Annotated in this window: 22 protein-coding genes and 1 tRNA gene; 13 read left to right on the forward strand and 10 right to left on the reverse strand. The window is 63.6% G+C overall.

The window, feature by feature from the left end; genetic code table 11:
• Positions 1-108 precede the first annotated feature (108 nt).
• Both Q4S41_RS21820 and Q4S41_RS21825 read left to right on the forward strand, forming a co-directional pair.
• Positions 109-837 carry a hypothetical protein gene (locus tag Q4S41_RS21820; protein WP_305033262.1) on the forward strand — a complete coding sequence of 243 codons (729 nt, stop codon included), beginning with the start codon at positions 109-111 and terminating at the stop codon, positions 835-837.
• A 58-nt stretch (positions 838-895) separates the two neighbouring features.
• A complete protein-coding gene (locus tag Q4S41_RS21825) occupies positions 896-1,840 on the forward strand; it encodes an acetylornithine carbamoyltransferase (RefSeq protein WP_305033263.1) in 945 nt (314 codons plus the stop codon).
• 162 nt (positions 1,841-2,002) lie between these two features.
• Here Q4S41_RS21825 and Q4S41_RS21830 read toward each other — a convergent pair.
• Positions 2,003-2,075 (reverse strand) — tRNA-Lys (locus Q4S41_RS21830).
• Positions 2,076-2,357: 282 nt separating this feature from the next.
• Between Q4S41_RS21830 and Q4S41_RS21835 the strand changes: the two genes are divergently transcribed.
• The 3 genes from Q4S41_RS21835 (at position 2,358) to Q4S41_RS21845 (ending at position 4,530) form a co-directional block, all read left to right on the forward strand.
• Positions 2,358-2,918, forward strand: a complete 561-nt coding sequence (locus Q4S41_RS21835; protein ID WP_305033264.1) for a hypothetical protein — start codon at positions 2,358-2,360, stop codon at positions 2,916-2,918.
• A gap of 25 nt (positions 2,919-2,943) precedes the next feature.
• The gene (locus Q4S41_RS21840; RefSeq protein WP_305033265.1) at positions 2,944-3,768 is read left to right on the forward strand and encodes an MOSC domain-containing protein; all 825 of its coding nucleotides are present in this window, start codon (positions 2,944-2,946) and stop codon (positions 3,766-3,768) included.
• Between the two features lie 84 nt (positions 3,769-3,852).
• Positions 3,853-4,530 carry a DUF2461 domain-containing protein gene (locus tag Q4S41_RS21845; protein WP_305033266.1) on the forward strand — a complete coding sequence of 226 codons (678 nt, stop codon included), beginning with the start codon at positions 3,853-3,855 and terminating at the stop codon, positions 4,528-4,530.
• A 172-nt stretch (positions 4,531-4,702) separates the two neighbouring features.
• Here the strand turns inward: Q4S41_RS21845 and Q4S41_RS21850 are convergent, their stop codons facing one another.
• A complete protein-coding gene (locus tag Q4S41_RS21850; protein WP_305033267.1) occupies positions 4,703-5,326 on the reverse strand; it encodes a deoxynucleoside kinase in 624 nt (207 codons plus the stop codon).
• 127 nt (positions 5,327-5,453) lie between these two features.
• Here Q4S41_RS21850 and Q4S41_RS21855 point away from each other — a divergent pair, with 127 nt between their 5' ends.
• Positions 5,454-5,903, forward strand: coding sequence for a hypothetical protein (locus Q4S41_RS21855; RefSeq protein WP_305033268.1), 450 nt, complete (start codon positions 5,454-5,456; stop codon positions 5,901-5,903).
• A 74-nt stretch (positions 5,904-5,977) separates the two neighbouring features.
• Here Q4S41_RS21855 and Q4S41_RS21860 read toward each other — a convergent pair whose 3' ends face one another.
• Positions 5,978-6,445 (reverse strand): hypothetical protein, encoded by a 468-nt coding sequence (locus tag Q4S41_RS21860; RefSeq protein WP_305033269.1) that lies wholly within the window; start codon positions 6,443-6,445, stop codon positions 5,978-5,980.
• Positions 6,446-6,559: 114 nt separating this feature from the next.
• On the opposite strand from Q4S41_RS21860, the gene Q4S41_RS21865 reads away from it, so the two are divergent.
• Positions 6,560-7,087 (forward strand): GNAT family N-acetyltransferase, encoded by a 528-nt coding sequence (locus Q4S41_RS21865; RefSeq protein WP_305033270.1) that lies wholly within the window; start codon positions 6,560-6,562, stop codon positions 7,085-7,087.
• Positions 7,088-7,234: 147 nt separating this feature from the next.
• Positions 7,235-7,465 (forward strand): CDGSH iron-sulfur domain-containing protein, encoded by a 231-nt coding sequence (locus tag Q4S41_RS21870; RefSeq protein ID WP_305014225.1) that lies wholly within the window; start codon positions 7,235-7,237, stop codon positions 7,463-7,465.
• Between the two features lie 77 nt (positions 7,466-7,542).
• Here Q4S41_RS21870 and Q4S41_RS21875 read toward each other — a convergent pair whose 3' ends face one another.
• From Q4S41_RS21875 to Q4S41_RS21890, 4 genes are all read right to left on the reverse strand, one after another.
• Positions 7,543-10,179 (reverse strand): T9SS type A sorting domain-containing protein, encoded by a 2,637-nt coding sequence (locus tag Q4S41_RS21875; protein ID WP_305033271.1) that lies wholly within the window; start codon positions 10,177-10,179, stop codon positions 7,543-7,545.
• A gap of 251 nt (positions 10,180-10,430) precedes the next feature.
• Positions 10,431-13,088, reverse strand: coding sequence for a T9SS type A sorting domain-containing protein (locus Q4S41_RS21880; RefSeq protein ID WP_305033272.1), 2,658 nt, complete (start codon positions 13,086-13,088; stop codon positions 10,431-10,433).
• Between the two features lie 123 nt (positions 13,089-13,211).
• On the reverse strand, positions 13,212-14,252 hold the full coding sequence (locus tag Q4S41_RS21885) for a hypothetical protein (RefSeq protein WP_305033273.1): 1,041 nt from the start codon (positions 14,250-14,252) through the stop codon (positions 13,212-13,214).
• A gap of 162 nt (positions 14,253-14,414) precedes the next feature.
• A complete protein-coding gene (locus Q4S41_RS21890) occupies positions 14,415-14,669 on the reverse strand; it encodes an acyl-CoA-binding protein (protein WP_305033274.1) in 255 nt (84 codons plus the stop codon).
• A 205-nt stretch (positions 14,670-14,874) separates the two neighbouring features.
• On the opposite strand from Q4S41_RS21890, the gene Q4S41_RS21895 reads away from it, so the two are divergent.
• Together Q4S41_RS21895 and Q4S41_RS21900 are read left to right on the forward strand one after the other, a co-directional pair.
• Entirely contained in the window at positions 14,875-16,176 is a 1,302-nt protein-coding gene (locus Q4S41_RS21895; protein WP_369811343.1) for a metal-dependent hydrolase family protein, read from the forward strand.
• 225 nt (positions 16,177-16,401) lie between these two features.
• Entirely contained in the window at positions 16,402-16,959 is a 558-nt protein-coding gene (locus Q4S41_RS21900; protein ID WP_305033276.1) for a CinA family protein, read from the forward strand.
• Here the strand turns inward: Q4S41_RS21900 and Q4S41_RS21905 are convergent.
• Positions 16,956-17,570, reverse strand: coding sequence for a hypothetical protein (locus tag Q4S41_RS21905; protein ID WP_305033277.1), 615 nt, complete (start codon positions 17,568-17,570; stop codon positions 16,956-16,958). The two genes, Q4S41_RS21900 and Q4S41_RS21905, sit on opposite strands and share 4 nt — an antisense overlap.
• 156 nt (positions 17,571-17,726) lie before the next feature.
• On the opposite strand from Q4S41_RS21905, the gene Q4S41_RS21910 reads away from it, so the two are divergent.
• Both Q4S41_RS21910 and Q4S41_RS21915 read left to right on the forward strand, forming a co-directional pair.
• The gene (locus tag Q4S41_RS21910; RefSeq protein WP_305033278.1) at positions 17,727-18,923 is read left to right on the forward strand and encodes a zinc dependent phospholipase C family protein; all 1,197 of its coding nucleotides are present in this window, start codon (positions 17,727-17,729) and stop codon (positions 18,921-18,923) included.
• Between the two features lie 74 nt (positions 18,924-18,997).
• A complete protein-coding gene (locus Q4S41_RS21915) occupies positions 18,998-19,723 on the forward strand; it encodes a peptidylprolyl isomerase (RefSeq protein ID WP_305033279.1) in 726 nt (241 codons plus the stop codon).
• A gap of 312 nt (positions 19,724-20,035) precedes the next feature.
• Here Q4S41_RS21915 and Q4S41_RS21920 read toward each other — a convergent pair whose 3' ends face one another.
• Positions 20,036-22,135 carry a M13 family metallopeptidase gene (locus Q4S41_RS21920; protein WP_305033280.1) on the reverse strand — a complete coding sequence of 700 codons (2,100 nt, stop codon included), beginning with the start codon at positions 22,133-22,135 and terminating at the stop codon, positions 20,036-20,038.
• A 243-nt stretch (positions 22,136-22,378) separates the two neighbouring features.
• Positions 22,379-24,445 (reverse strand): M13 family metallopeptidase, encoded by a 2,067-nt coding sequence (locus tag Q4S41_RS21925; RefSeq protein WP_305033281.1) that lies wholly within the window; start codon positions 24,443-24,445, stop codon positions 22,379-22,381.
• Between the two features lie 196 nt (positions 24,446-24,641).
• Between Q4S41_RS21925 and xseA the strand changes: the two genes are divergently transcribed.
• The gene (gene xseA, locus Q4S41_RS21930; protein ID WP_305033282.1) at positions 24,642-26,021 is read left to right on the forward strand and encodes an exodeoxyribonuclease VII large subunit; all 1,380 of its coding nucleotides are present in this window, start codon (positions 24,642-24,644) and stop codon (positions 26,019-26,021) included.
• Positions 26,022-26,054 lie beyond the last annotated feature (33 nt).

Below are 26,054 nucleotides of genomic sequence, written 5' to 3' on the forward strand. Positions count from 1 at the left end.
GCGAAAAATAACGTCATGCTGAGCGCAGCCGAAGCATCTCTCCCACTTCGTTGCAGTTTAGCATGACGTTTTTCGTTTGTTAGCAACTAATCTTCGGAACTCAATTCAATGCGGCTTTTTAATTCGACTGTAGTAGCCATACTCGGTATTTGTTTGCTTGCTTGTGGTTCGGACAAGTCTTCGCAGCAAACGGTTGCTACCTCACCAAAGCAGCCCTTTACTCAAGATTCCGTGGTAGCGGCTGCACCGGTCTCAACGCATCTGGATACCTGTGGTGAACGAATGAAAGGGTTTCTGCGGTGGTACCTGGACCTTGCAGATGTTGAGAAGCCACACCCTGAAGGTTCAAGTGTACAATTCAAAATCCCCATCACCCCAGAAACAGATTCAGCCGTAGCGGCACAGGTAACATCCGACCAAAAAAGCTCAACGAAGTATTATCAGATGGATTGGCGCAGCGTCGACAGCTATTTGGCAATGCTTGGAAAGTCTGGCTACTTCTCAAAAAGCTATTTGCAAGAAAAACGCACATCTCTGCTTCGCCGGGGCAAAGCATTGGATGAAGCTAGGATGGAAGACGGTGAGCCAGAGGGCTTCGAGGCAGACGAAGTGTTCTGGATGATGGAGCTTTACGCAGCATCAGATATTGATGGCCTACGAGTTTATCGAGCCCCGAATAAAAAAGTCCGCGGAGGTATTTACGAACTGCCGGAGTCTTTACCTGAAGGCGAGAAATTCAGCTTTCTACTTTACACTAAAACTGAGAATGGCCGGTGCGTTATCGACAGCGTAGCTCGCCTGTCTAACGGAGAGTATTCAAGCGTCGGAAACAAATAAGGATATTATTCATCCTGTCTCGCAAGGCGCGTTCTGACTTTAAGCTATTGCAAATCCTATGAAAAACTTCACCTCCTTCGCCGATGCCGGCGACTACCACGCCCTTCTCAAGCAAGCCCTTGAAATCAAGGCTAACCCCTACGGCTACCAGCACATCGGGCGCAACAAAACCGTCGGCCTTATCTTCTTCAACCCCAGCCTGCGCACCCGGCTCAGCTCGGTGAAGGCGGCTTACAACCTGGGCGCGCAAGCTTGGGTGCTCAACGCCGGGGCCGACTCCTGGACCCTGGAAATGGCCGACGGCGCGGTGATGAACGGCGGCACCCAGGAGCACATCAAGGACGCCATTGCGGTGATGAGCCAATACTGCGACGTGCTGGGCGTGCGCACCTTTCCCACCCTCAAGGACAAGGCCGAGGACTACGGCGAAGTCGTGTTTAACAAGATTCTGCAATACGCCACCGTGCCCGTCATCAGTCTGGAAAGCGCCACGCTGCACCCCTTGCAGTCGTTCGCCGACCTGATTACGGTGGCCGAGACCAAGCAGAAGGAGCGCGTGAAAGTGGTGCTCACCTGGGCACCGCACGTGCGCGCCCTGCCCCAGTGCGTGCCCAACTCCTTCTGCGACTGGTTCTCGGAAATTGACTGGGTCGATTTCGTCATCACCCACCCCAAGGGCTACGAGCTCGACCCCAAATTCACCAAAGGCGCCCGCATCGAATACGACCAGAAGAAAGCCCTGGAAGGCGCCGACTACGTGCAGGCCAAAAACTGGAGCAGCTACCTCGACTACGGCCAAGTACTGGGCAACGACCCCGCCTGGATGCTCACCCCCGAGCACATGTCCCTGACGGACGGCGCCAAATTCCTGCACTGCCTGCCCGTGCGTCGCAACGTGGAAGTGTCCGACGCCGTGCTCGACGCGCCCGGCTCGCTCATCATCCAGGAAGCCGGCAACCGGACCATTTCCATGCAAACCGTGCTGCACGAGTTGCTGAAGTAGCATTTGCCGCTGTTCAATTATCTAAAGGCCCCGCAACATTAGCTTCTGCGGGGCCTTTTGGCGTTTGGCCAGTTGTAAAGCCAATCGGTCAGCACCTAGCGGCAGTTGGACCGACCAAAACGAAAGCGCCCCATCCTGTTTCCAGAATGGGGCGCTTTGCTGTGATCCCGCTGGGATTCGAACCCAGGACCCGTACATTAAAAGTGTACTGCTCTACCAGCTGAGCTACAGAATCGGTACCTTTACCTTGGAAGGGCGTTTCCTTCTTTGGTGGCACAAAAGTACTATAGCCTCCCGGACTACACAACCCTGACTTTAAAAAAAAGTCACTCCCATTGCTGTGCGAACCCTTTTCCTCTTTCTAATCTTCCTGCCTATCTGCGGCTTGAGTGCAAATCCGGCGGCAAAAAAAAATTCTACTTTTGCTGCCTCGACCGGTTCCCAAAGCTTTCAACGGGCCGATTCGCTTTTCTCGGCGGGCCAATACGGGGCGGCTTTTCCGTTTTATCGGGCGCAGGTGTGGCAGAAGCGACGCGTTTCGCCCAGCCTGCTGCTCAAAATGGCTTATGCGCAGCAGCAACTGGGGCACTACCCGGCGGCGCTATTGTACCTGAGCCTGGCGCAGGCCCGGCAGCCGCGGGTGCGAACGTGGCGGCAAATGGCGGCCGTGGCGGCCCGGCACCGGCTGGTGGGCTACCCGGCCACTTGGCAGCAGGAGCTGCGGGTGCAGGCCCAGCGCTACTACTACCCCGCGCTGCAAATACTGCTGGGGGGCGCGGTGGTGGGCGCCATCTGGCTGCTGTGGCGGCGCGGGCCGCGCGGCGCCTGGCTGGGCTATGCCGCCTACGTGGCGCTGCTGGGTGCCTACCTGCACTGGCTGCGGCCTACGCCGGTGGGGCTGGTGGCCCATTCGGGCGCGGCCCTGATGGCGGGGCCCAGCGCGGGCGCGGCCTGGCTGAGCACGGCGGCCCTTGGCGATAGGCTGCTGGTACTCGGGCGGCAAGACATCTGGTGCCGGGTGGAGTGGCAGCGCAAGGTGGCGTTTGTACGCGCGTCGGATTTGCTGGTGGTGGAGTAGCGCGGGGGGCGGTACTTTTGTGCCCATGTCTGCACCGCTCACGCTTTCCGGCCTGTTTCTTTACCCCGTCAAGTCCCTGGGCGGCTATGCTGTGCCCGAGGCCGAGGTGACGGCCCGCGGCCTGCGCCACGACCGCCGCTGGCTGCTGGTAGATGAGCGCAACCGCTTCATGACGCAGCGGCAGCAGCCGGAACTGGCCCTGCTGGCCGTGGCACCGGCCTACAACGGCTTTCTGATTTCGCACCGCCAGCGGCCCGATTTGCTGCCGGTGTTCATTCCCTTTGAAGCCACGCCCGACCGCACGCTGTTTGTGACGGTGTGGGACGACATTCTGTGGGCCTGGCGTGGCACGCCGGAGGCCGACGAGTGGCTGGCCGAAGCCCTGGGCCGCCCGTGCCGGCTGGTGTATATGTCGGATATGGTGCGGCGCGATGTGGAGCCCGCCCTCAACCCCAAAGGCCAGCTGGTAAGCTTCGCCGACGGCTACCCGTTTCTGCTGGCGGGCGAGGCAGCGCTGGCTGATTTGAACACGCGCCTGGCCCAGCCCGTGCCCATGAACCGGTTTCGGCCCAACCTGGTATTCGAAGGCGGCGTGGCCTACGAGGATGACAACTGGGAGCAGTTCCAGATTGGCGAGGTGCCGTTTCGGGCGGTGCGCGGCTGCGGACGTTGCGTGCTCACGACCATCGACCAGGATACCGCCTTGAAAAGCCCCGTGGGCGACCCGCTGCGCACGCTGGCCACCTACCGCAAGACTGAAAACAGCACGCTCTTCGGCCAGAACGTGACCGGCCCCGGCCACGGCCGCCTGCGGGTGGGCGACGCCCTGACGGTACTCAGCTACAAGTAGCGCCCAGCGGCCCCTTTGGCAACTCCGGCCGTGCGGGCTGCGTTGGGGAATGCCGCGCCTGCTTTTGGCCGCGCTATTTGCCCGATGGAACTGGATTACCTGCTTGATTTTATGGCCCGGCTGGCGGCCAACAACACCACGGCCTGGATGGCCGAGCACCGCCCCGACTACCAACGCGCCCGCGCCGCCTGCACCGAGCTGGTACGCCAGGTGCTGGCCCGCGTGGCCGCCACCGACCCCGACCTGGCCAATCTCACCACTACCGACGTCATGTTTCGGCTGCACAAAAACGACCGCGCCCACCGCGACCCCGAGCCCTACAAGCGCCGGATGGGCGCCGGCCTCAAGCGGGGCGGGCGCCACGCGCCGCGGGCCGGCTATTTCATCGCCATTCAGCCCGAGGGCAAGAGCTGGCTGGGGGCGGGCACCTTCCACCCCACCCCGGAGCTGCTGGCGGCCATTCGGCAGGAAATTCATTATAGCAGTGACGAGTTTCATCGGTTGCGGCAGGCGCCGGAGCTACTGCGCTACTTTCCGGACGGTCTGGACACCACGGGGCCGCAACTGACGCGGCCGCCGCGCGGCTATGCGACCGACGACCCGGACCTGGCCTGGCTGCGGCTGAAAACGTTCGGCGTGGGCCGGTTTTATACCGACGCGGAGGTGCTGGCACCGGATTTTGTGGACCAGCTGGTGGCGGCCATCGCGGCGGCGCGGCCGATGGTTGATTTTTTCAACGAGGCGCTACCGGGCGGTGAGTAAGGATTGGGATTAATAAAGAGGTTAATAAACAGCACGTCCTGCTGAGCGCAGCCGAAGCATCTCGCGTGCTGAAGTAATCCAATCGACAGGATTTACTACCACACGCGAGATGCTTCGGCTGCGCTCAGCAGGACGTGCTGTTTTTGCTACGACCTCTCCGTCTTGGCGCCCCTTAAAACAGGCCGAAAAGGGTGTTATTAATCTTGTCGATGATGGTGCCGAGGTCTTCGGGGTTGCGCACGTAGTCAAGCTCGCTCACGTCGACGATGAGGTGGCGGCCGGCGCTGTACTCGCCAATCCACTTCTCGTAGTGCTCGTTGAGGCTTTTGAGGTACTCGATGCTGATGCTGTTTTCGTAGTCGCGGCCGCGCTTCTCAATCTGGCTCACGAGCTTGGGCAGGTCGGCGCGGAGGTAGAGCAGCAAATCGGGCGGCGCCACGAGGTCAATCATCGACTCGAACAGCGCGTAGTAGTTGTTGTAGTCGCGGGTTTCAAGCAGGCCCGACTCGTGCAGGTTGGCGGCGAAGATGTGGGCGTCTTCGTAGATGGTGCGGTCCTGGATGATGCCGCGGCCGGCTTTTTGCAGCTCTTTGATGCGCTGCGTCTGGCGGAAACGGCCGTTGAGGAAATAGACTTGCAGGTGAAACGCCCAACGGGGCATGTCGTGGTAAAAATCCTTTAAATACGGATTGTCGTCCACGTCTTCGAGAAAAACTTCCCAACGAAAATGCTGAGCCAACTTGTGCGCCAGGGTGGTTTTACCGGCTCCAATGTTGCCGACGATGGCAATGTGCATGCGCTACGAACGAAAAAGACGAGTGAAAAGCAGAACCCCAAAGGTAGCAAGGCATTGGAATTAACGGACCTTAATTCATCATTGGCTATATTTGAAAACCCCTGCGAAATTTTTGTAATTTCCTGTCATGCTTTCCTCTCCCGCTACCCAACTGCTCAGCCTGACGGATGCCCACGGCGCCCCGCTGGCGGAGTACATCTACTACCCCGAACAACGAATCCTTTACGTGCGCTGGCACGGCCACCTCACGGGGGCCGAGGTCATCAGGGGCGTGCAGGAAGGCGCCCAATGGCGGGAGCAGCTGGACTACCCCTTGATACTGAACGACAAGAGCGACACCAGCGGCGACTGGAGCGACGCCCTGCCCTGGCTGCAGTACGAGTGGCTGCCCCAGGCGCTGAAAGCCGGCGTGCGGGCCATGGCCTACCTGTTTTCGCCCGACCGCGAAAATCAGTTTGCCAGCCACGAGTTCATTGCCGCCCTGCGGCCTCACATCGCCATTGAGCAGTTCGACGACCCGGCCGCGGCCATGAGGTGGCTGGTGCAGCAAGCGCCGCTGCCGGGCCAGCCGGGTTAGGACCAGGGTGAAAGCCCGTCATGCAGCGCGCAGCGCAGCATGACGGGCTTTTCAATTGCTACCAAGTGCAGCCGCTAGTCGAGCTTTTCTTTCACGTCACGGGCGCCGCGCAGGGTGTGAAACTCACCCTGGAAGCTGCGGATGCGCAGCCTTTCCTCGAAGGGCAGGTCGGTGCGGACTTGCTCGTAGCGTTGGTTGAGGCGGGAAAGCACTTGGCCGGCGGCGTCCCATTGCGCGTAATTCCAAGTGCGGCGCTCGTCGCGGGTGGTGGCGATGAACCGCTCGTAGAGGTCGGGCAGCTGGCTGGCGCTGGTTTGGGCCAGGTTCACGTCGGAATTGAGGAAGTGCTGCTGCACGGGGTCAGAAGCAGGCGTGGCGCGGCGGGCCACGGGGAAACTGGACTGCGTTTGCGGGCGGGCCGAGGGCCGGGAACCAGTGAGTTCGCCGCGCCGCAGCAGCTCGGCCTGGGTGGAATTGGCCTGGGCGTGGGCCGCCACGGGCAGGCCGGAAATCAGTAGGAAAACGAAGGCAGAAGCTTTCATAGAAGGGTCGATTTTGAAACGGTGATGCGACTTTTAACGCAAGGAGCGCGCCAACCGTATCAACGCTGGCGGCCGGTTTCGGTTTTTTCGCCCCAATTTCGTGTTTTGCCGCTTATGACATCTGACGCCCAACTCGCGCCGACGCGCATCGAGCCCGCCACGCTCCAGGACATTCCCACCATCATCGGTTTGGCCGAAGCGACGTGGGAACCCACTTACCGCTTCATCATCTCGCGCGAGCAGCTGGAGTATATGTACCGGGTCATCTACACCTCGGCTTCGCTGAAGCGGCAGATGGCGGAGCAGCAGCACTCGTTTCTGCTGGCATATGTGGAGGGTGAGCCGGCGGGCTTTGCGTCCTTCAGCCCCCTGCCGGCCGAGGAAGCCGGCGGCACCGGCTACAAGCTGCACAAAATATACGTGCTGCCCACGCGGCAGGGCCAGGGCCTTGGCGTGCACCTCATCGAGGCGGTGGAAAACGCGGCCCGCGCCGCCGGTGGCACCTTCCTCGACCTGAACGTGAACCGCTACAACCCGGCCATTGCCTTCTACGAGCGGCGCGGCTTCGTGCGCCAGCGCGAGGTGGACGTGCCCATTGGGCCGTATTTCATGAACGACTACATCATGCGGAAGGAGTTATAATTTCCGTATGTCATCCTGAGCTTGCGAAGGACCTTATCAAGCAAGAACAATTCATTGCAATGTGGTAAGGTCCTTCGCAAGCTCAGGATGACAGTTACCAACAAAAGTCAACTCAACATTCAAACCCTCAAAACTCAACGCTTTCCCATGGCCACCAAACTCACCGTCCTTTCCAATGGCTCCCTCCGCGTGGAGGGCGAAGAAATCGAACTCGTAGACGCTCAAGGCAATGCTTACGGCCTCGGCGGGCGCCAGCGCATCAGCATCTGCCGCTGCGGGCTCTCCAAGCAGAAGCCGTTCTGCGATGGCTCGCACAAGGGCCATTTTGAGCACGACGCTACGGCGTTTGACCTGCCCGCTCCGAAGCCGGCCGTATAAGCTCTTCTTCCTGTTGAAGCAGAAAAGCCCGCTGACCAATTGGCCAGCGGGCTTTTTCGTTGGTAAAAACCACTCCCCTACTCCACCACCAGGCGCTGCGAGAACTGGCCGCAACGCACTACGTAGGTGCCGGCGGGCAGGCCGCGCAGGTCCAGAGCGGGCTCGGTGGTGGTTGGGGCGGGGTAGCGGCGTACGGTTTGACCCAGCGCATTGCTCAGTGTGATGGGCTGTTGGGGGGCGCCCGCGGGCAGGCGCAGGGTAGCGCGGCCGTGGGCCGGGTTTGGGAATAAAGCAGCGAACCCGGACGGGGCTGCGGCCCGGGCTACCAGCAGCGGCGCGTTGGGGTCGTAGATGGCGAAGCGGGACAGGACTTTGCTGCCATCGCCCACGGCCGTGAACGACCCGCCGAAATAAACCTTGCCGGTTGTTCCGATGGTGAGGGCGGTTACCAGGTTGTTGAGCCCGGTGCCGAGCGGGCTCCACGCGGTGCCAGTCCAACGGGCGACGCGGGCCGCCGCTATGCCGTCGAACTGCGTGAAGTTGCCGCCCACGTACACCTCGCCATTGCCGGCCACGCCCAGCGTGTACACCTCGCCATTGGTGCCGGTGGGGGCGCCCGCGCCCAGCGCCCCCCAGGCCGTGCCGTTCCAGCGGGCCACGCGGCTGGCGGGCACGCCACCCGCCTGCGCGAAGCCGCCGCCCGCGTACACCTCGCCGCTGCCAGCCACCGCCAAGGCATCCACGAAGGCATTGACGCCGTTGGCCGGGCCGGCGCCCAAGGCGCTCCAGGCCGTGCCGTTCCAACGGGCCACGTTGTTGGCGATGATGCCGCTGGCATTGTCGAAAGCACCGCCCACGTACAAATCCCCGTTGCCGGCCAGCGCCAGGGCCCCCACGGGGCCATTCACGCCATTGGCGGTGCCCGTGCCCAAGGGGCTCCAGGCGATGCCATTCCAGCGGGCCACGTAGCCAATACCGGCGTTGCCAGCCTGGGTGAAGGTGCCGCCGGCGTACACATCGCCGTTGCTGGCCACCACCAAGGCATTCACGGAGTTGTTCAGGCTGCTGCCGGTACCCAGGGCGCTCCAGGCCGTGCCATTCCAGCGGGCCACGTAGCTGATGGCGGCGGTGCCAATTTGCGTGAAAATGCCGCCGATGTACACGTCGCCGTTGGCGGCCACGGCCACGGCCCGCACCGTGTTGTTGATATTGGCGGTGGCGGGGCCCACGGCGCTCCAGGCCGTGCCGTTCCATCGGGCCACCCCGCTCACGACGGCGCTGCCGGCCATGCGGAGCTCGCCGGCCGCGTACACGTCGCCGTTGGCGGCGGTCGTCATCGCATTAATGGCGGGGTTGTAGGTGAGGCCGAACACGCCGTTCAGGCCGGTGCTGACGGTATTCCAGGCCGCGCCGTTCCAGCGGAGCAGGTAGTAGGCGGCCGCGCCGGCAATGGTGTTGGCGCTGGTGCTGGCCGCGTACACGTCGCCGTTGCCGGCCACTGCCAGCGCGTTGATGGTAGTACCGATGGCGTTGGCCGGGGGCGTGCCCACGGCGCTCCAGGCCGTGCCATTCCACCGGGCCACCCGGCTTACGGTGGCCCCGCCCACCTGCGTGAGGTTGCCGCCGATGTACAAGTCGCCGTTGGGGGCCACGCCCATTGCCACCACCGCCGGGGCCGCGTTGGCTACGCCCGTGCCTAGGGCGCTCCAGGCGGTGCCGTTCCAGCGGGCCACGTTGTTGGCGGGCACGGCGCCGGCCTGGGTGAAGCTGCCGCCCACGTACAGGTCGCCATTGATGCCGATGGCCAGGGCGAGTACGCCGCCGTTGGTGCCGTTGGCCGCGCTGGTGCCGAGGATATTCCAGGCGGTGCCGTCCCAGCGGGCCAGGCCGTTGGCCGGCAGCCCGCCGGCCTCCGTGAAGCTGCCACCCGCGTACACGTCGCCGTTGGGGGCCACGGCCAGCGCGCTGACGGGGCGCCCGCTCGCACTGCCCAGGCTGACGCCGGTGCCGAGGGCACTCCAGGCCGTGCCGTTCCAGCGGGCCACGCCGTTGGCGGGCAGCCCGCCGGCCTGGGTGATGGTGCCGCCCGCGTACAGGTCGCCATTGGGGGCCACGGCCAGGGCGTAGGCAAAGCCGTCGAGGCCGCCGGTGGGGCTCGTGCCCAGGGCGCTCCACGCGGTGCCGTTCCACTTAGCAATGCCGTCGGCGGGGGTATTGCCGGCCAGGCTGAACAGGCCGCTTGCGTACACGTCGCCGTTCGGGGCCACGGCCAGCGTCAGCACCTCGGAGTTGGTGCCGTTGGCCGGGCCGGTGCCGAGGGAGCTCCACGCCGTGCCGTTCCACTTGGCCACGTAATTGGCCACGATGTTGCCGATGAGCCGGAACGCGCCGCCCACGTAAATATCGTTGCCGGACCGCACCACGGTGTTCACGCGCCGCTCGGCGCCGTTCAGCCCGAGGCCATCCTGCCACCGTTCGTCGCCGGTGCCGCTGGTGCTAGCCGGACTAAATACCGGCCGCCCGTCGGGCGCAGTATTCATCCGAAACTGGCGGGCGTCGAACGAGCCCGTGGCCCCGGGCAGGAGGGTGCCGTCGGGGTTGAGGACGGCGGCCAACGGGCGGCCTGTGGGGGGCAGGCCATTGGCCCGCGCCGCGCCACTCAGGCCCAGCCAGCACAGAAACAGGAGCAGCGAAGGCAGTAGCTTTTTGGTCATAGGGATTGGAGGAATAAGTCGTCAGCCGTGCGCAATAATGATGCCCGGATGAAGCCTCCTTAAATGACCAACGCCTTCGGCCGGGTGGCCGAAGGCGTTGGTTTCCTGCAACAATGGTGGCCAGCGGCCCCACGGCTTCTTCGGGCTGCTGTCGGGGCGGGGCCGGCATTCCCTTGGGCAGGGGCTTTTTCCGGCTGACCGGGCTGGGGCTGCTATCCGTGGTTCGGAGGCGGGCGGCCTTTCCCCCGCTCCTACTCCACCACCAACCGTTGCGTGTACTCGCCGTAGCGCACCACATAGGCACCGGCGGGCAGGCCGCGCAGGTCCAGCGCGGCCTCGGCGGTGGTTGGGGCGGGGTAACGGCGCACCACTTGGCCCAGCGCATTGCTTAGCGAGATGGGGAGGCGGGGCGCGCCGACGGGCAGGCGTAGCGTGGCCGCGCCGTGGGCGGGGTTGGGGAAGAGCTGCGCGACAGGCGCGGCTTTGGCAGTGGCAGCGGCCAATGGGGCGTTGGGGTCGTAGACGGCGAAGTGGGCCATGACCTTGCTGCCGTCGCCGGTGGTGGCGAAAAGCCCGCCGGCGTAGAGCTTGCCGGTTGGGCCGGTGGCCAAACCGCTTACGATATCGTTGGTGCCCGTACCCAGGGAGCTCCAGGCCGTGCCGTTCCAGCGGGCAATGTTGTTGGCCGGCCCCCCGCCGGCCGGCGTAAAGAGGCCGCCCACGTACACATCGCCGTTGCCAGCCACCACCAATGCACCGCCATAGCCATAGGTGCTGCTGTACACTCCGTTGCCCAAGCCCGCGCCTAAGGGGCTCCAGGCCGTGCCGTTCCAGCGGGCCACGCGCGTGGCCGCGGCCCCGCCGGCCTGGGTGAAATAGCCGCCCGCGTACACGTCCCCGTTGCCGGCCACGGCCAGGGCGTAGGTCTGGTTATTCAGCCCGTTGCTGGTACCTGTGCCTAAGGAGTTCCAGCCCGTGCCATTCCAGCGGGCGATGTAGTTGGCCGAGGCCCCTCCGGCCTGTGTGAAGTAGCCGCACGCATAGACGTCCCCGTTGCCGGCCACCGCCAGCGCAGTGACGTCGTTGTTCATCCCATTGCCAGCGCCCGTACCCAGGGAGGTCCAGGCCGTGCCATTCCAACGGGCCACACGGTTGGCCGGTGCTCCACCGGCCTGCGTGAAGCGCCCACCCACGTACACATCCCCGTTGCCGGCCATTGCCAGCGCATATACAAAGCTTTCCACTCCGTTGCCGGTACCTGTGCCTGCGCCCAGGGAGCTCCAAGCCGTGCCGTTCCAACGGGCGATATAGTTGGCCGGCGCCCCGCCGGCTTGGGTGAAATAGCCGCCCGCGTACACGTCGCCGTTGCTGGCCACGGCCAATGCCCGGACACCGTTGTTTACTCCGTTGCCGGCGCCCGTACCCAAGGAAGTCCAGGCCGTGCCATTCCAGCGGGCGATGTAATTGGCCGGTGTCCCGCCGACCTGGGTGAAGAAGCCGCCCACGTACACGTCGCCGTTCCCGGCCACGGCCAGCGCGCTGACATCGTTGTTCATTCCTTTGTCGGCACCTGCGCCCAGCGGGTTCCACACTGAGCCGTTCCAGCGAACTATCGAGTTGGCTGGTACTCCATCGGCCTGGGTGAAAAAGCCGCCGGCATACACGTCCCCGTTACCGGTCACCGCCAAGGCTCGGACAACGTCGCCGGCCGCGTTGCCGGCACCCGTGCCCAGAGAGGTCCAGGCCGTGCCATTCCAGCGGGCCACGCGGCAAGTGGGCGCCCCGCCCGCTTGAACGAAGTAGCCGCCCGCGTACACGTCGCCGTTGCCGGCCACCGCCAGGGCAAAGACCGTGTAGTTCACCCCATTGCTGGCCCCTGTGCCCGTGCCCAAAGCGCTCCAGGCCGTGCCATTCCAGCGGGCGATGTAGTTGGCCGGTACTCCGCTGGCCAGAGTAAAGTAGCCCCCCGCGTACACGTCTCCGTTGCTGGCCACCGCCAGCGCCTCCACGTCCTGGCTCACCCCGCCGCCAAGGCCAGCGCCCAGGGGGTTCCAGGCCACCCCGTTCCAGCGGGCCACGCGGTTGGCCAGGGCCCCACCGGCGTGGGTGAATGCTCCGCCGGCATACAGGTCCCCATTGCCGGCCAGCGCCAAGGCGTAGACGTAGCCGGTTGTTCCGTTGCTGGAACTCATACCCGCGCCCAGCGGGGACCAGGCCGTGCCGTCCCAGCGGGCCATGCGGTTGGCCGGGGCGCCGCCGGCCCGGTTGAAAGCACCACCCGCGTACACGTCCCCATTGCTGGCTATCGCCAGCGCATAAACGTAGGCATCTACTCCGTTGGCGGTGCCCGTGCCCAACGAACTCCACGCCGTGCCGTTCCAGCGGGCTATGCAGCTGGCGGGTGCCCCGCCGGCCTGGTTGAAGGTTCCGCCCGCGTACAAGTCCCCGTTGCTGGCCACTGCCAGCGCATAAACGTAACCATTCATCCCGTTGTTGGTGCCGGTGCCCAGGGCGCTCCACGCGGTGCCGTTCCAGCGGGCTACGCGGTTGGCGGCGACGTTTCCAACGGCCATAAATTCTCCCCCAACGTAAATATCGGTTCCGGCCTGAACCACGGTTCGCACGATGTAGGCAGCCCCATTGGTCAAGCCAAATCCGTCCTGCCACCGCTCATCGCCCGCGCCTTTTGTGCTCGCCGGCCGGAACACCGGCCGGCCGTCGGGCGCCGTGCTCATTCGAAACTTCCGGGCATCAAACGAGCCGCTGACACCGGGCCGCAGGGTGCCGTCGGGGTTGAGGGCAGTGGCCAGCGAGGGCGTGGCGGCGGGCGGGGCCGTGGCCCGGGCCGGGCGCGTGAGGCCCAGCAACGCAAGAAACAGCAGCAGCGAAGACAGTAGATTTTTCTTCATCAGTAAGACAGAGAAGCAATAGAAAATAAGCCTGGAAGATAATGCTCTGCCCCAATTCTGCCTCGTCCATGCTTCCTGGGGAGGGAAACTGAGGCCCTGCCGGGTTAGTTTTGGGCGCCCCTCCTACCCCGCCGCCGGGCGGGCGCTGGGGCCCAGCATCACCCACAGGTGCTGGCGCACAAGGTCGCCCATCGAGTCGCAGGCGTCAAAGGCCGTGGTGTGGTGGTAGCGGTTGAGCTCGGCTTTGAGCTGTTCGACTTTCTCGGCCGGGGCCAGGTCGTGGGCGCGCATCACGTCGAGCAGGGCCTTGAGGCGGTGGCGCTCGGCGCGGGCGCGGCCGGCCATGAGGGCGCGCTCCTCGGTTTGGTATTGGCGCACGGTTTCGGGCTTGAGCAGGTGGGCGCACATCTCCACCACCGGCGCGTTGTCCTTGAAGGCGCGGGGCAGGTACATGCTGCGGCGGCCCTCGTAGCTCTGCTGGTCGAAGTCGATGGCCCGGACGCGGTACTGCTCGTCCTCGAAGTCGGGCGTCACGGCGATGACGTAGTTATAGGCGCGCATGTCGCCGAGCAGCCGCACGAAGCAGCGCTCGTTGAATTTCACAAACTCCTTGGCAATGCGCACCTGGTTGAGGTGCGGCCGGGTGAGGTGCTGGGCAATGAAGTCATCGCCGGGAATGCCCACGATGTGCTCCTCAATGAGCGTGTCGCCGCTCACCAGGAAGTTGATGGAATTCGGCGAAAGCAGGTGCTCCAATTCCAGCCCGTACAGCCGCGAGGCGTCGGCCTGCTTCACGTAGAAATAGTCGTAGTTGTCGTTGAAGCGGTTCACAATCCGGACCCGAAACGGCCGCGAGTTGCCGAACTCGCAGTAGTCAATCCGGTCGGCCACGAGGTGTTTCGTGAAAGACATATCCCCGGCCGTTTTCAGCTGCGCATACACCTCCGTCAGGCCCGCGCTCAGCTCCTGCATCTCGGGGCCTTCGAAGAAAATGGTTTGCCAGAGGGTGTCTTTGCCCGTGCGGTCAATCAGCGGAAAGGAGTTGCTGAAGCGGCGCAAGTCGGCGTAGGCCACGGGCAGCGCCACGTCGCGGTCGTAATCGCGCAGGTACTCGCGCAAGGCCGGCGTGAGCGGGTAGGCGGGCTTTTTGCGGGAGATGTCCATCGTCTGGGAATAAAGGCAGGAAAAAGAACGTCATGCTGAGCGCAGCCGAAGCATCTCTACCGCAATAGTAATTCCTGTTTTAAACGATTGAATTACTACCATATGCGAGATGCTTCGGCTGCGCTCAGCATGACGTTCGTCTTTAGTTATTGACAAACGCTCCTACCCAGCCAGCTCGCTCACCAGCTCCACGTATTGCTGACGGGCTTCGTCTTGGCTCAGTCCTTTCAGGCCGTTCCAGGCGTCGTATTTGGCAATGGCTTTGAAGTCGAAGCCGCCGGGACGGTCGCCGGTCAGGTCGCCTTCGGTGGCTTGCTTGTAGAGGGCGTAGAGCTGGAGCAGCACCATGTTGCTGGGCTTGGTGGGCAGTTGCTGGGCGCGCTGGCTAGCAGCGTCAAATTCTTCTTGTGTGGTCATGCGGTGGTGGGTTGATGGATGAGTGGATTGATGGGCTGGTGGTTTCAGCCAGAACGGCGCAAAGAACGTCATGCTGAGCGAAGCCGAAGCATCTCTACCGCTTCGTTGAGTCGATTGGATTACCGTTGCGGTAGAGATGCTTCGACTTCGCTCAGCATGACGTTCTTTTATGCCGCCAACCCACCACTTCAACCCACCAACCGGCATGACCCGCAACTCGATACCCGCCCTGGCCACCGCCGCTTTGCTGCTGGCTGCCGGCCCTGCCCTGGCCCAAAAGACCTACCTGCACTGCGGCAATCTGCTGGACGTGCGCAGCGGCAAACTGCTGAGCCAGCAAACCATTGTGGTGGAAAAGGACCGGATTGTAGCCGTGCAAAGCGGCTACACGGCCGCCAGCGGCGCCCAGGACAAAGTCATCAACCTCGAAAACCGCACCGTCCTGCCCGGCCTCATCGACTGCCACGTGCACCTGGAATCGGAATCGAGCCGCAACAATTTCCGCGAACAATTCACGCTGAATCCGGCCGACATCGCCTTCCGCGCCCAGGGCTACGCCCTGACGACGTTGCGCGCCGGCTTCACCACCGTGCGCGACTGCGGCGGCTCGGGCGTGAACACCAGCCTGCGCAATGCCGTGGCCCAGGGTCTGGTGCCGGGGCCGCGCATCTTCTCGGCGGGCATGGCCATTTCGGCCACCGGCGGCCACATGGACGAAACCGACGGCCTCAACCTCGAGCAGATGGAGCACGCCGGCCACCCCATCAACCTCGCCAACGGCCCCGACCAGTGCCGCCAGGCCGTGCGCGAGCAGTTCAAGCGCGGCGCCGACCTCATCAAAATCGCCAGCACCGGCGGCGTGCTCGACCTGAGCAAGGACGGCACCGGCGCCCAGTACAGCGAAGAGGAAATCCGGGCCGTGGTGGAAACCGCCCGCGACCTGGGCCTGCGCGTGGCCTGCCACGCCCACGGCGCCGAGGGCATCAAGCGGGCCGTGCGGGCCGGCGTGACGAGCATCGACCACGGCTCGCTGATGGACGACGAAGCCATCAAGCTCATGGCCAAAACCCGCACCTGGTACGTGCCCACGCTCATCGCCGGCAAGTCGGTGGCCGACACCACGCGCACCCACCCGGGCTATTTCCCGCCCGTCATCGCGGCCAAAGCGCTGAACGTGGGCACTAAAATGCAGGGCACTTTCGCCCGCGCCTACAAGGCCGGCGTACGCGTGGCCTTTGGCACCGACGCCGGCGTGTACCGCCACGGCCAGAACGCCAAAGAATTTGGCTACATGACCGAGGCCGGCATGCCGCCGCTCGAAGCCATCAGAGCCGCCACCCTCAACGCGGCCGACCTGCTGGGCGAAACCGCCGACCTGGGCGCGATTGAGGCTGGCAAGCTGGCCGACATCGTGGCCGTGGAGGGCGACCCGCTGCAGGACATTTCGGCTCTCATGCGCCCGCGCTTCGTGATGAAGGCGGGGGTGGCGTACCGGAGTGAGCAATAACTGTAGTAGAGTGGTGGGTTGAAGGAACGTCATGTCGAGCGAGGCCGGGATATCTCGCGTGCTTCGTTCTGACGGTTCGCCTCACCCCCCGGCCCCCTCTCCTCAAGGAGAGGGGGCCGGGGGGTGAGGCGAACCGTCAGAACGAGCTCCTTACATTAAGCTCGACTGCAACCCGAGCAACGCACGCTGGCGTATGGCAGGGACGTTCTAAATTCCTTCTCCGCTATGAAAAAACACGATGTTGAAGGCCTCGTGCAGCAATTTTTGCAGCAGAAGCTCACCCTGGCCCTGGCCGAAAGCTGCACCTGTGGCCTAGCCGCCGCCCAAATGGCCGCGGCGACCGGCGTGAGCGAGGTACTACTGGGCTCGGTGGTGACCTACCACACCGATGCCAAGCAGAAGCTGCTGGGCGTGAAGAAAGAAACCCTGGCCACCTATTCGGCCGAAAGCCAGCAAACCACCAACGAAATGGCCCTGGGCCTGCACCGTCACCTGCCCGCCGCCGATGTGTGCGTAGCCGTGACCGGCCTGTGCGGCGCGGGCGCCTCGGCCACGCCCGACAAGCCGGAGGGCACCACCTTCGTCACCATCCTGCTCGACGGCCACGCCCACGAGTACCGCGTGCAACTGACCGGCGACGCCGACAGCCTGCGCCAGCAAGCCGCCGCGTTCATCTATGAGAAGCTGAGCGAGCTGCTGAAGCGCCGCAAGGACGCCGCCGTGGCGGCCCAGCCCAGCTCGGTCCGCAGCAAAGCCGCGGCCACCGCCCATCCCGGCGACTAGCGCCCGTTAGACGCGCGGTAGAGCGTGGTGATGCGAAAGAGGCCCGTCTTGCGGTCGAAATCGACCAGGCTTTGGTCGACGCGCAGGTCGGCCAGGGAGGCCACGAAGGCGGGGTTGCTCACGCCGTACGCCTGGCGCAGGTAGGGCAGTGTGAGCGGGAAAATAAGGCCCGTGAGGCCGCGGCTGAAGAAATAGCGCGGGCTCGTGAACGAACCCATAGCACTGGCGCCGGGGGTGAGCAGGTTGGTGCCGTTGCGGTCGTTGCCGGCCATGATGTTGCTGCTGCTGTAGATGCAGAGCGTATCGGCGTATTCGAGGCGGTACTCGTTGCCGCGAAACAGGCGCGTGGTGCGGCCCTTGCCATTCACGAAGCCCCACACGCTGTCGGGGGCAAGGTGCAGCTTGGTGGTGCGGGCGCCCTGGGGCACTTCCACCACCACCAGGCCGCGCTTGTCGGGGAAAAAGGCGTCGGTACCAGCCGGCTGGGGCTGGCGGCGGTGGTAGGCAGCGGCCGTGCGGTATGCCCCGGGCGGCTGCACCACCACCTGCGCCGCCACCGGCCCGGCCAGCAACGCACTCAAAACCACAATCGAAAAGCTGGGAAAACGCATAAGCGAGAATTAGCAGGCACCGACAACACGGGGCAAAGGTAGGCCCGTCGGCAGCGGCTGGTTGGGTTCAACAACGGCAACGCGAGCGAATGTGCAAACCATTCCCGAACTTTGAGCAGGACCCTTATTCCCCGCCCCGTCATCTTTCCATTTTTCATGAAAAAAACCATTTTGCCGCTGCTGCTTGCGGCCCTCATGCTTGCCCACGGCACTGCCGGCGCCTGGGGTTTTTTCGGCCACCGCACCATCACGCAGGTGGCGGTGTATGAATTACCGTCGTCGATTCAGGCCTTCTATTACCGGCACATGGCCGACCTGGTGCGCCAGAGCACGGCCCCCGATGAGCGCCGCAACGACGACCCCACCGAGGCGCCCAAGCACTACATCGACATGGACCATTATTCCGAAGACAACCCCTTCGGCAAGATGCCGCGCCAGTACGACAAGGCAGTGGAGAAATTCAAGGCCGACACGCTCAAGAAATACGGCACCGTGCCGTGGGTGGTGATGGAAATGAAGGACAACCTGACGGAAGCCTTCCGCTCGCGCGACACGGCCGCCATCGTGAAGTACTCGGCCGAGCTGAGCCACTACGTGGGCGACGCCTTCGTGCCGCTGCACACCACCGTGAACTACGACGGCCAGCTCACCGACCAGAAAGGCCTGCACAGCCTCTGGGAAAGCCAGCTGCCCGAGAAATACATCAACGACTACAAGCTCGACGGCGAGCCGGCCAAGTACGTGAAGGACCCGCTGGCGGCCATCTGGGACGTACTGGCGCAGAGCTACGGCTTCCTGGGCGAGACGTTTGACCGCGCCACCAAGATTGAGAAAGTAATGAAGCCGGAGGTGCGCTTCACTTTCTCGCACAAATACGGCAAGACGTCGCGCCGCTACTCCGACGCCTTCGCGGCCGAGTACGAGAAGGCCGTGGGCGGCATGGTGGACTACCGCCTCAAGGGGGCGCCCACGCTGGTATCGTCGCTGTGGCTCACCGCCTGGCAGGATGCCGGCAAGCCCGACCTCAACGCCCTGATGACGCCCAACAAGCCCAGCAAGGACGAAAAGGCCAAGCTCAGTACCGAACTGGCGGCCTGGAAGAAAAACACCCTGGCCCAGGACCAGCTCCTGCTGGCCCAGCAGAAGGTGAAGAAAGCCGAAGCTACCGACCAGATTAAGTCGGCCCAGGATATGGAGGCGCCCGCTCCGGCCGATGCCGCTGAAGCTGGAACGGTAGCTCCGGCGGCCCCGGCTTCGGCACCCGCACCAACGACCACGCCGGCCACTGATAAGGTAAAAATCAAGACCAAAGGCAAGGACGGCAGCGAAAAAGTGAAGCTAAAGGGCGAGTAAGCCCCATCGGTGCACTTTGGGTGCCACAAAATAAGCCCGCGCGAGCATCTGCCCGCGCGGGCTTATTTTGTGGCATGAACCGCTTCCTTTTCGCCGGGCTGGCTTTGCTGGCCGCCTGCAACCAGACGCCGCCGCCCACGGCCGCGCCCCAGGCCAAACCCGTCATTCCCGGCCCCGACCTGGCCACGCTGGCCGACAGCACCGCGCCGGCCGCGCTGCTGGCCTACGGCCGCCAATACCCAGGCTCGGAAGTGCTGATTAAGACGCGCCTGGGCAACATCCGGGTGAAGCTCTACGACGACACGCCTATTCACAAGGCCAATTTCCTGCTGCTGGCGCGCAAGGGGGTGTTCGACGAAACCATGTTCAACCGCGTGGTGAAGAACTTTGCCGTGCAGGGCGGCCAGACCTACAACGCCCGCACCATCCGGCTGAAGCGTTACCGCCTGCCGCCCGAGTTCCGGGCCGGGCACTTCCACCACAAAGGCGCCCTCGGCATGGCCCGCTACGACGACGACCAAAACCCTGGCCACCTCTCTTCCAACACCGATTTCTACTTCGTGGTGGGCGAGAAGATGGCGCCGTTCCAGTCGCAGGCCATGGCTGGCCGCAAGCTCACGCCCGCCCAAATCAAAGCCTACGCCACCGTGGGCGGCGTGCCCTCGCTCGACGGCAAGTACACGGTTTTCGGCGAAGTCATCGAAGGCCAGGACGTGGTCGACAAAATTTCGAACGAGCCCGTGGAGTCGGACAAGTGGCCGGTGAAAGACATTCCGATGAAGGTGGAAGTGGTGAAGTGAGGACTTTTGTCATTGCGAGTGGAGCGCAGGGCAACGCGGCAATCCGTCCTGTTCTCAGCGACCAGCTTTCTAATGTGACAACGCTTATTTTCAAAACGAAAAGCCCTGGCACTGTGCAGTGCCGGGGCTTTCTGGTAAAAGTTTGAGTCTGGTTTAGAGAGGACGGATTGCCGCGTTGCCCTGCGCTTAACTCGCAATGACAGGCAGGCCACCAAAATGTAAAAAGGCCCGCCCCTATAGGGAGCGGACCTTCTCGTATCGGGCGCGGAAACAGTTTCCCGTGCGTGATTCAGGAGCGTATATGCAAACGCCTTACCAAATTTTGGCGCGGTTGGAAACCGAGCGCACCATCTTGTCGCCGTCCTTGCAGCCGAAGGCCTTGTGGAACTCCGGAAAGTTCTGCAGCGGCCCGATGGTGCGGAACTGGCCCGGCGAGTGCGGGTCGGTTTGCACGAGCTGGCGGGTGGTTTCGGGGCGCTGGTTGATGCGCCAGATTTGGGCCCAGCTCAGGAAGAAGCGCTGCTCGGGCGTGAAGCCGTCGATGATTTTGCCGGCCTTGGCCTGGGGCGTTTTCATGAAGGCCGCGTAGGCGATGGTGAGGCCGCCGAGGTCGGCCAGGTTCTCGCCCATGGTCAGCTTGCCGTTCACGTGCACCGAGTCCAGCGGCGTGAAGGCGTCGTACTGCTTGCCCACCACATCGGCCTTGGCCATGAACTTCTCGCCGTCTTCCTTGGTCCACCAGTCGCGCAGGTTGCCTTCCGAGTCCACTTTGCGGCCCTGGTCGTCGAAGCCGTGGGTCATTTCGTGGCCGATTACCGCGCCAATACCGCCATAGTTCACCGCGTCGTCGGCCTTGGGGTCGTAGAAGGGCGACTGCAGGATGCCGGCCGGGAACACAATCTCGTTCAGGCTGGCGTTGTAGTAGGCGTTCACCGTGGGCGGCGTCATGCCCCACACGGTGCGGTCAACGGGCTGGCCAAACTTGCTGAGCCGGTCCATCGTGTTGAATTCCGACACGGCAAACAGGTTGTTCAGCGCGCTTTCGCGGCTTACGGTCAGCTTGGAATAATCCTTCCACTTGTCGGGGTAACCGATTTTCACCACAAAGGCGTTCAGCTTCTTGAGTGCCTCGGCTTTGGTGGCGGCGCTCATCCACTCGGTGGCCTGAATGCGCTCGGCGTAAGCCTGGCGCATGTTTTCCACCATCAGTTTGGCTTTAGCTTTGGCGGCGGGGCTGAAATCCTGGTCCACGTAAATCTGGCCGAAGGCTTCACCCAAAGCGCCGTCGGTGGCGGCGTAGGCGCGCTTCCAGCGCGCCTGGGGCACCTTGGCGCCGGTCAGCACCTGCGAGAATTTAAAGGATTCGTCCACATAGGCCTTCGGCAACGCCGAGGACACACCTTCCACCAGGTGCCAGCGCAGGTATTGCTTCTGGTCGGCAATGGGCTCCTCCTTTATCATAGCGTTGGCCTCCTTCAAGTATTCGGGCTGGCCCACGATGATGTCCTTGGCCCCGCTTAGGCCGCTTTCCTTTAGGCGCAGCGGAATGTCGAGGTTGGGGTAGTCGGCGGCCACCTGGGCCACGGTCATCTTGTTGTAGTTTTTGTCGCGGTCGCGCAGGGCCACCCGGTCGCGGCTGGCCTTGGCCATGCGCGTTTCGATGCGCATTACGGCATCGGCGTTGCGCTCGGCCGTGGCCTGGTCGTCGCCCAGCAGCTTAAAGGTGTTCACCTGGTAGGTGCGGTAGGCGGCCCGAATGGTTTTCGAGCGCGCGTCGTCCTTTAGGTAATAGTCGCGGTCGGCCATAGTCAGGCCGCCCTGCGACATCTGCACGGCGTATTGGGTGCTGTTTTTGGGGTCCTGGCTCACGCCCAGGCCGTACCAGCCCTTGCCGTAGTTTTTGGGGTCGGCGAGGTAGCGCTGCACGCCGGCCACGTCCTGAATGGCGTTAATCTTGTCGAGGCGGGGCTGCAGGTACTTCAAGCCGGCCTTTTCCACGGCCACGCTGTCCATAGCGGCCGCGTAGAAGTCACCCACTTTCTGAGCGTTCGAGCCCGGCTTGGCAGTGCGGTCGGCGGCTACTTTTTCCAGGATGCCGTGCACTACGTCGCGGTTGCGGTTGCGCAGCACATTGAAGCCGCCCCAGCCCGTTTCGGACGCCGGAATGGGGTTGTTTTTCATCCAGTTGCCATTGGCAAACCGGTAGAAGTCATCGCAAGGCGCCACTGTGCGGTCGAGGTTGGCCAGCGTGATGCCCACCCCGGACTGCCCCGTGGTTGACACGACGGTTTTGGTTTTGCCCGCGCTCGACTTGGTTTTGATTTTTTGGTCCTGGGCATGGGCCACGCCGGCCGCCAGCCCGAGCACCGCCGCTGACAAAGCCGCGCGGCGCACAAAAGAGAACTGAGTCATATGAAAACGAAAAGTGGGGAAAGATTAGAATGTGCAAGTTACAACCGCACAATGCTGTTGAACAATGCAAAAGATTGACAGAAAGAATATGGGATTTGCAATCAGCCATACTCACTAAAAAAAGAACGTCATGCTGAGCTTGTCGAAGCATCTCTACCGCGCAAGTACTTATTTACTATTGCAGTAGAGATGCTTCGACAAGCTCAGCATGACGTTCTTTTCAAGCCATGCGTGAGGCTCAGCCTACCAGATTTTCGAACGGTCGGCGGCGGCGCGCATCATCTTGTTGCCGTCCTGGCAGCCAAAGGCTTTGTAGAACTCGGGCATGTTCATGAGCGGGCCGTTGGTGCGGTACTGGGCCGGCGAGTGCGGGTCGGTCTGCACCTGCTGGCGCAGGAACTCGTCGCGGGTGTTGGTACGCCAAATCTGGCCGTAAGCCAGGAAGAAGCGCTGCTCCGGCGTGAAGCCGTCGATTTTCTGCTGGGCTTTGGCCTGCGGGGTTTTCTCAAAGGCCTGGTAGGCAATGGTAAGGCCGCCGAGGTCGGCCAGGTTCTCGCCCATAGTCAGCTTGCCGTTCACGTGTACCGAGTCGAGCGGCGTAAACGCATCGAACTGCTTGCCCACGATGGCGGCCTTGGCGTTGAATTTATCGGCGTCCTCCTTGGTCCACCAGTCTTTCAGGTTGCCTTTGGAGTCGTATTGGCGGCCCTGGTCGTCGAAGCCGTGGGTCATTTCGTGGCCAATCACGGCGCCGATGCCGCCGTAGTTCACCGCGTCGTCGGCCTTGGGGTCGTAGAACGGAGGTTGCAGGATACCAGCCGGGAACACAATCTCGTTCATCGGCGGGTTGTAGTAGGCGTTCACCGTGGGCGGGGTCATGCCCCACTCGGTGCGGTCAATCGGCTTGCCAAACTTGCCGAGTTCTTGCTTGCTGGCCCATTCCTGGGCGGCAAACAAGTTGTTCAGATAGCTCTCGCGGCCGATGTTCAGGGCCGAATAATCCTTCCACTTGTCGGGGTAGCCAATTTTTACCGTGAAGGCGTTGAGCTTGGTCAGGGCCTCCTTCTTGGTGGCGGCGCTCATCCAGTCGGTGGCCTGAATGCGCTCGGCGTAGGCCACGCGCAGGTTCTCAATCATCTGCTTGGCGCGGGCCTTGGCGGCGGGCGAAAACGCCTTGTCCACGTAGAGTTGGCCGAAGGCCTCGCCCAGGGCGCCGTCCGTCGAGGCCAGCATGCGCTTCCAGCGGGGCTGCTGCTGCTTGGCGCCGGTCAGCACTTTGCTGAAGGCAAATGCCTCGTCGCCAAAGGCTTTGGGCAGCGCGGCGGTGACACCGCTCACCAAATGCCAGCGCAGGTACTGCTTCTGGTCGGCCAGGGGCTCTTGCTGCAGAGCGGCGCTCACCTCCTTCATGAAGTCGGGCTGGCCCACAATCACCTCTTTGGCCGCGGCCAGGCCGTTTTCCTTCAGCTGCAGGGGCAGCGCCAGGTTGGGGTAGGCGGCGTTGGCCTCGGCCACCGTCATCTTGTTGTAGTTGGCGTAGGGGTCGCGCAGGTCCACGCGGCTCTTGCTGGCCTTGGCCAGGCGGGTTTCGATGCGGGTGACGGCGGCGGCGTTTTTCTCGGCCGTGGCCTGGTCGTCGCCCAGCAATTTGAAGGTGTTGACCTGAAAGGTCTGGTAGGCGGCCCGAATGGCTTTCGAGCGCGCGTCGTCCTTCAGGTAGTAGTCGCGGTCGGGCAGCGAGAGGCCGCCCTGGCCGAGGTAAACGGCGTATTGGGTGCTGATTTTCTCGTCCTGCCCCACGCCCGAACCGAACCACACGCTGCCCGCGTGGGCTTTGGGGTCGGCCAGAAATTTCTGCTCGTCGGCCAGGCTGTTGATGGCCATGATGCGGTCGAGGTGCGGCTTGAGGTATTTCAGGCCGGCTTTTTCGATGGCCATAGAGTCCATGGCCGAGGCGTAGAAGTCGCCCACTTTTTGGGCGTTCGAGCCTTTGGCGGCCGTCGGCGCGTTTTTAGCCGCTTGCTCCAGAATGGCGCGCAGCGTGGCTCTGTTGTTATTGGCCAGTTCCTGGAACGAGCCCCAGCGCGTTTCGGCGGCCGGAATGGGGTTGTTTTTGAGCCAGTTGCCGGAAGCGTAGTGGAAGAAATCCTCGCAGGGCTTCACCGAAGGGTCGATGTTGGCGATATTGATGCCAACGCCTTTCTGCGTCGAAGCCGGTTTGGCGGTTTGCGCCGAGGCGTTGGTGGCCACTAGGCTGCCCAGGCCGAGCACGGCTAGGCCAAGCCGCCGGGTAATACAATTTGAACTCATGAAGGTGGGAATGGGATGAAGAAATGATACCTTGAAGCGACAGACATGCAAGCATTGCAGCGGTTGCACCAACGCCGCAAAATACGGCGGCGGTTCCAGAAGCGGGCCGTCGGCAGGCTACAAAGACCCGCAAATAAGCGGCACCAATTGGCGCGTTTCTGCGGCCTGCCGCGCCTGCTGCCCGTAACTTGCGCCCATGCCGCTCTACAACCGCCGCCCCGAGCTTCCGCCCACGCTGCCCCCGCCCCCGCTGGGCCTGACCGAGCTCCTGGCCCGCGTGCGCCAGGCCCTGCAGCAGCAGTTGGCCGATTCTTATTGGGTAGTGGCCGAAGTGGCCGAGCTAACCGTGCCGCGCTTTGCCGGCGCGCATTGCTACCTCACCCTCACCGAGCAGGGCACCGATAGCCGCGGCATGCCGATGAAGGCCCAGGCCCGCGCCACGCTCTGGAGCCAGCGCTACCAGCAGCTGGCGCCGGCTTTCGAGCGCGCCACCGGCCAGTCCCTGCGCGCCGGCCTCAAGCTGCTGCTGCGGGTGCAGGTGCGCTTTCACGAGCAGTATGGCCTGAGCCTCGACGTGGTGGCCATCGACCCGAGCTATACCGTGGGCGAGCTGGCCCTGCTGCGCCTGAAAACGCTGCGCCTGCTGGAAGAAAAAGGCCTGCTGGAGCGCCAGAAGCGGCTCGTGCTGCCCCTGGCGCCGCAGCGGCTGGCCGTCATCTCCTCCCCCACCGCCGCCGGCTTTCAGGATTTTGTGCAGCAGCTCGATGAGGCTCCGTATGACTTTGCCCTCACCCTGTTCCCGGCCATGATGCAGGGCGACGACGCCCCGGCCAGCATCCGCGCGGCGCTGGATGGGGTGCGCGCCCGGCGCGGGCAGTTCGATGCCGTCATTATAATAAGAGGCGGGGGCAGCCGGGCCGATTTGGTGGCCTTTGATGAATATGGCCTGGCCGCAGCGGTGGGCGCGTTTCCGCTGCCGGTGCTCACGGGCATTGGCCACGAGCGCGACGAGGCTGTGGTCGACCTCACCGCCCACCGCGCCCTGAAAACCCCCACCGCCGTGGCCGCCTTTCTGGTCGAGCGCCTGGCCCGGCTCGAAGCGGCCATTTTGGGCTTGGGCGAACAGATAGTTGGCACCGCCCGCCGCCAGCTTAGCCAGCGCCACGCCCGGCTTGGCCAGTTGGGCAGCCAGAGCCGCTACGCTGCCCACCGCCAACTCGACGCTGCCCGCGCGGCCTTGCTAGAACGCACCCGCCAGGCCATTCAGCACCCGCGCGAGCAGTTGCAGCAGCTAGGGGCCAGCCTCGGGCGCTTCCGGCACCAGTTGCCCAGGGCCGCCCGGCGCACCTTGGCCCGCGAGCAGCGCGGCCTGCGCCAGCGGGACCGGGTGCTGCTCAAGCGCTTTGCCCGCCACCACCGGCGCCGCCGCGAAACCCTGCTGCGCCGCCGCTACCAGCTGCAGCTGGCCCTGGAGCGCCACCTGCACCGGGCCGAGCTGCGGCTGTATCGGTTTCAGTCAGCCGTTGACAATGAGCAGTTAACAGTTGGCAGGAATCGACCCAAACCCAATCCATAGCCGCAAACCCTTGCCTCCAACCGTTCACTGCTA

Origin of the sequence: Hymenobacter convexus, from assembly GCF_030580955.1 — a bacterium.
GTDB lineage: Bacteria > Bacteroidota > Bacteroidia > Cytophagales > Hymenobacteraceae > Hymenobacter.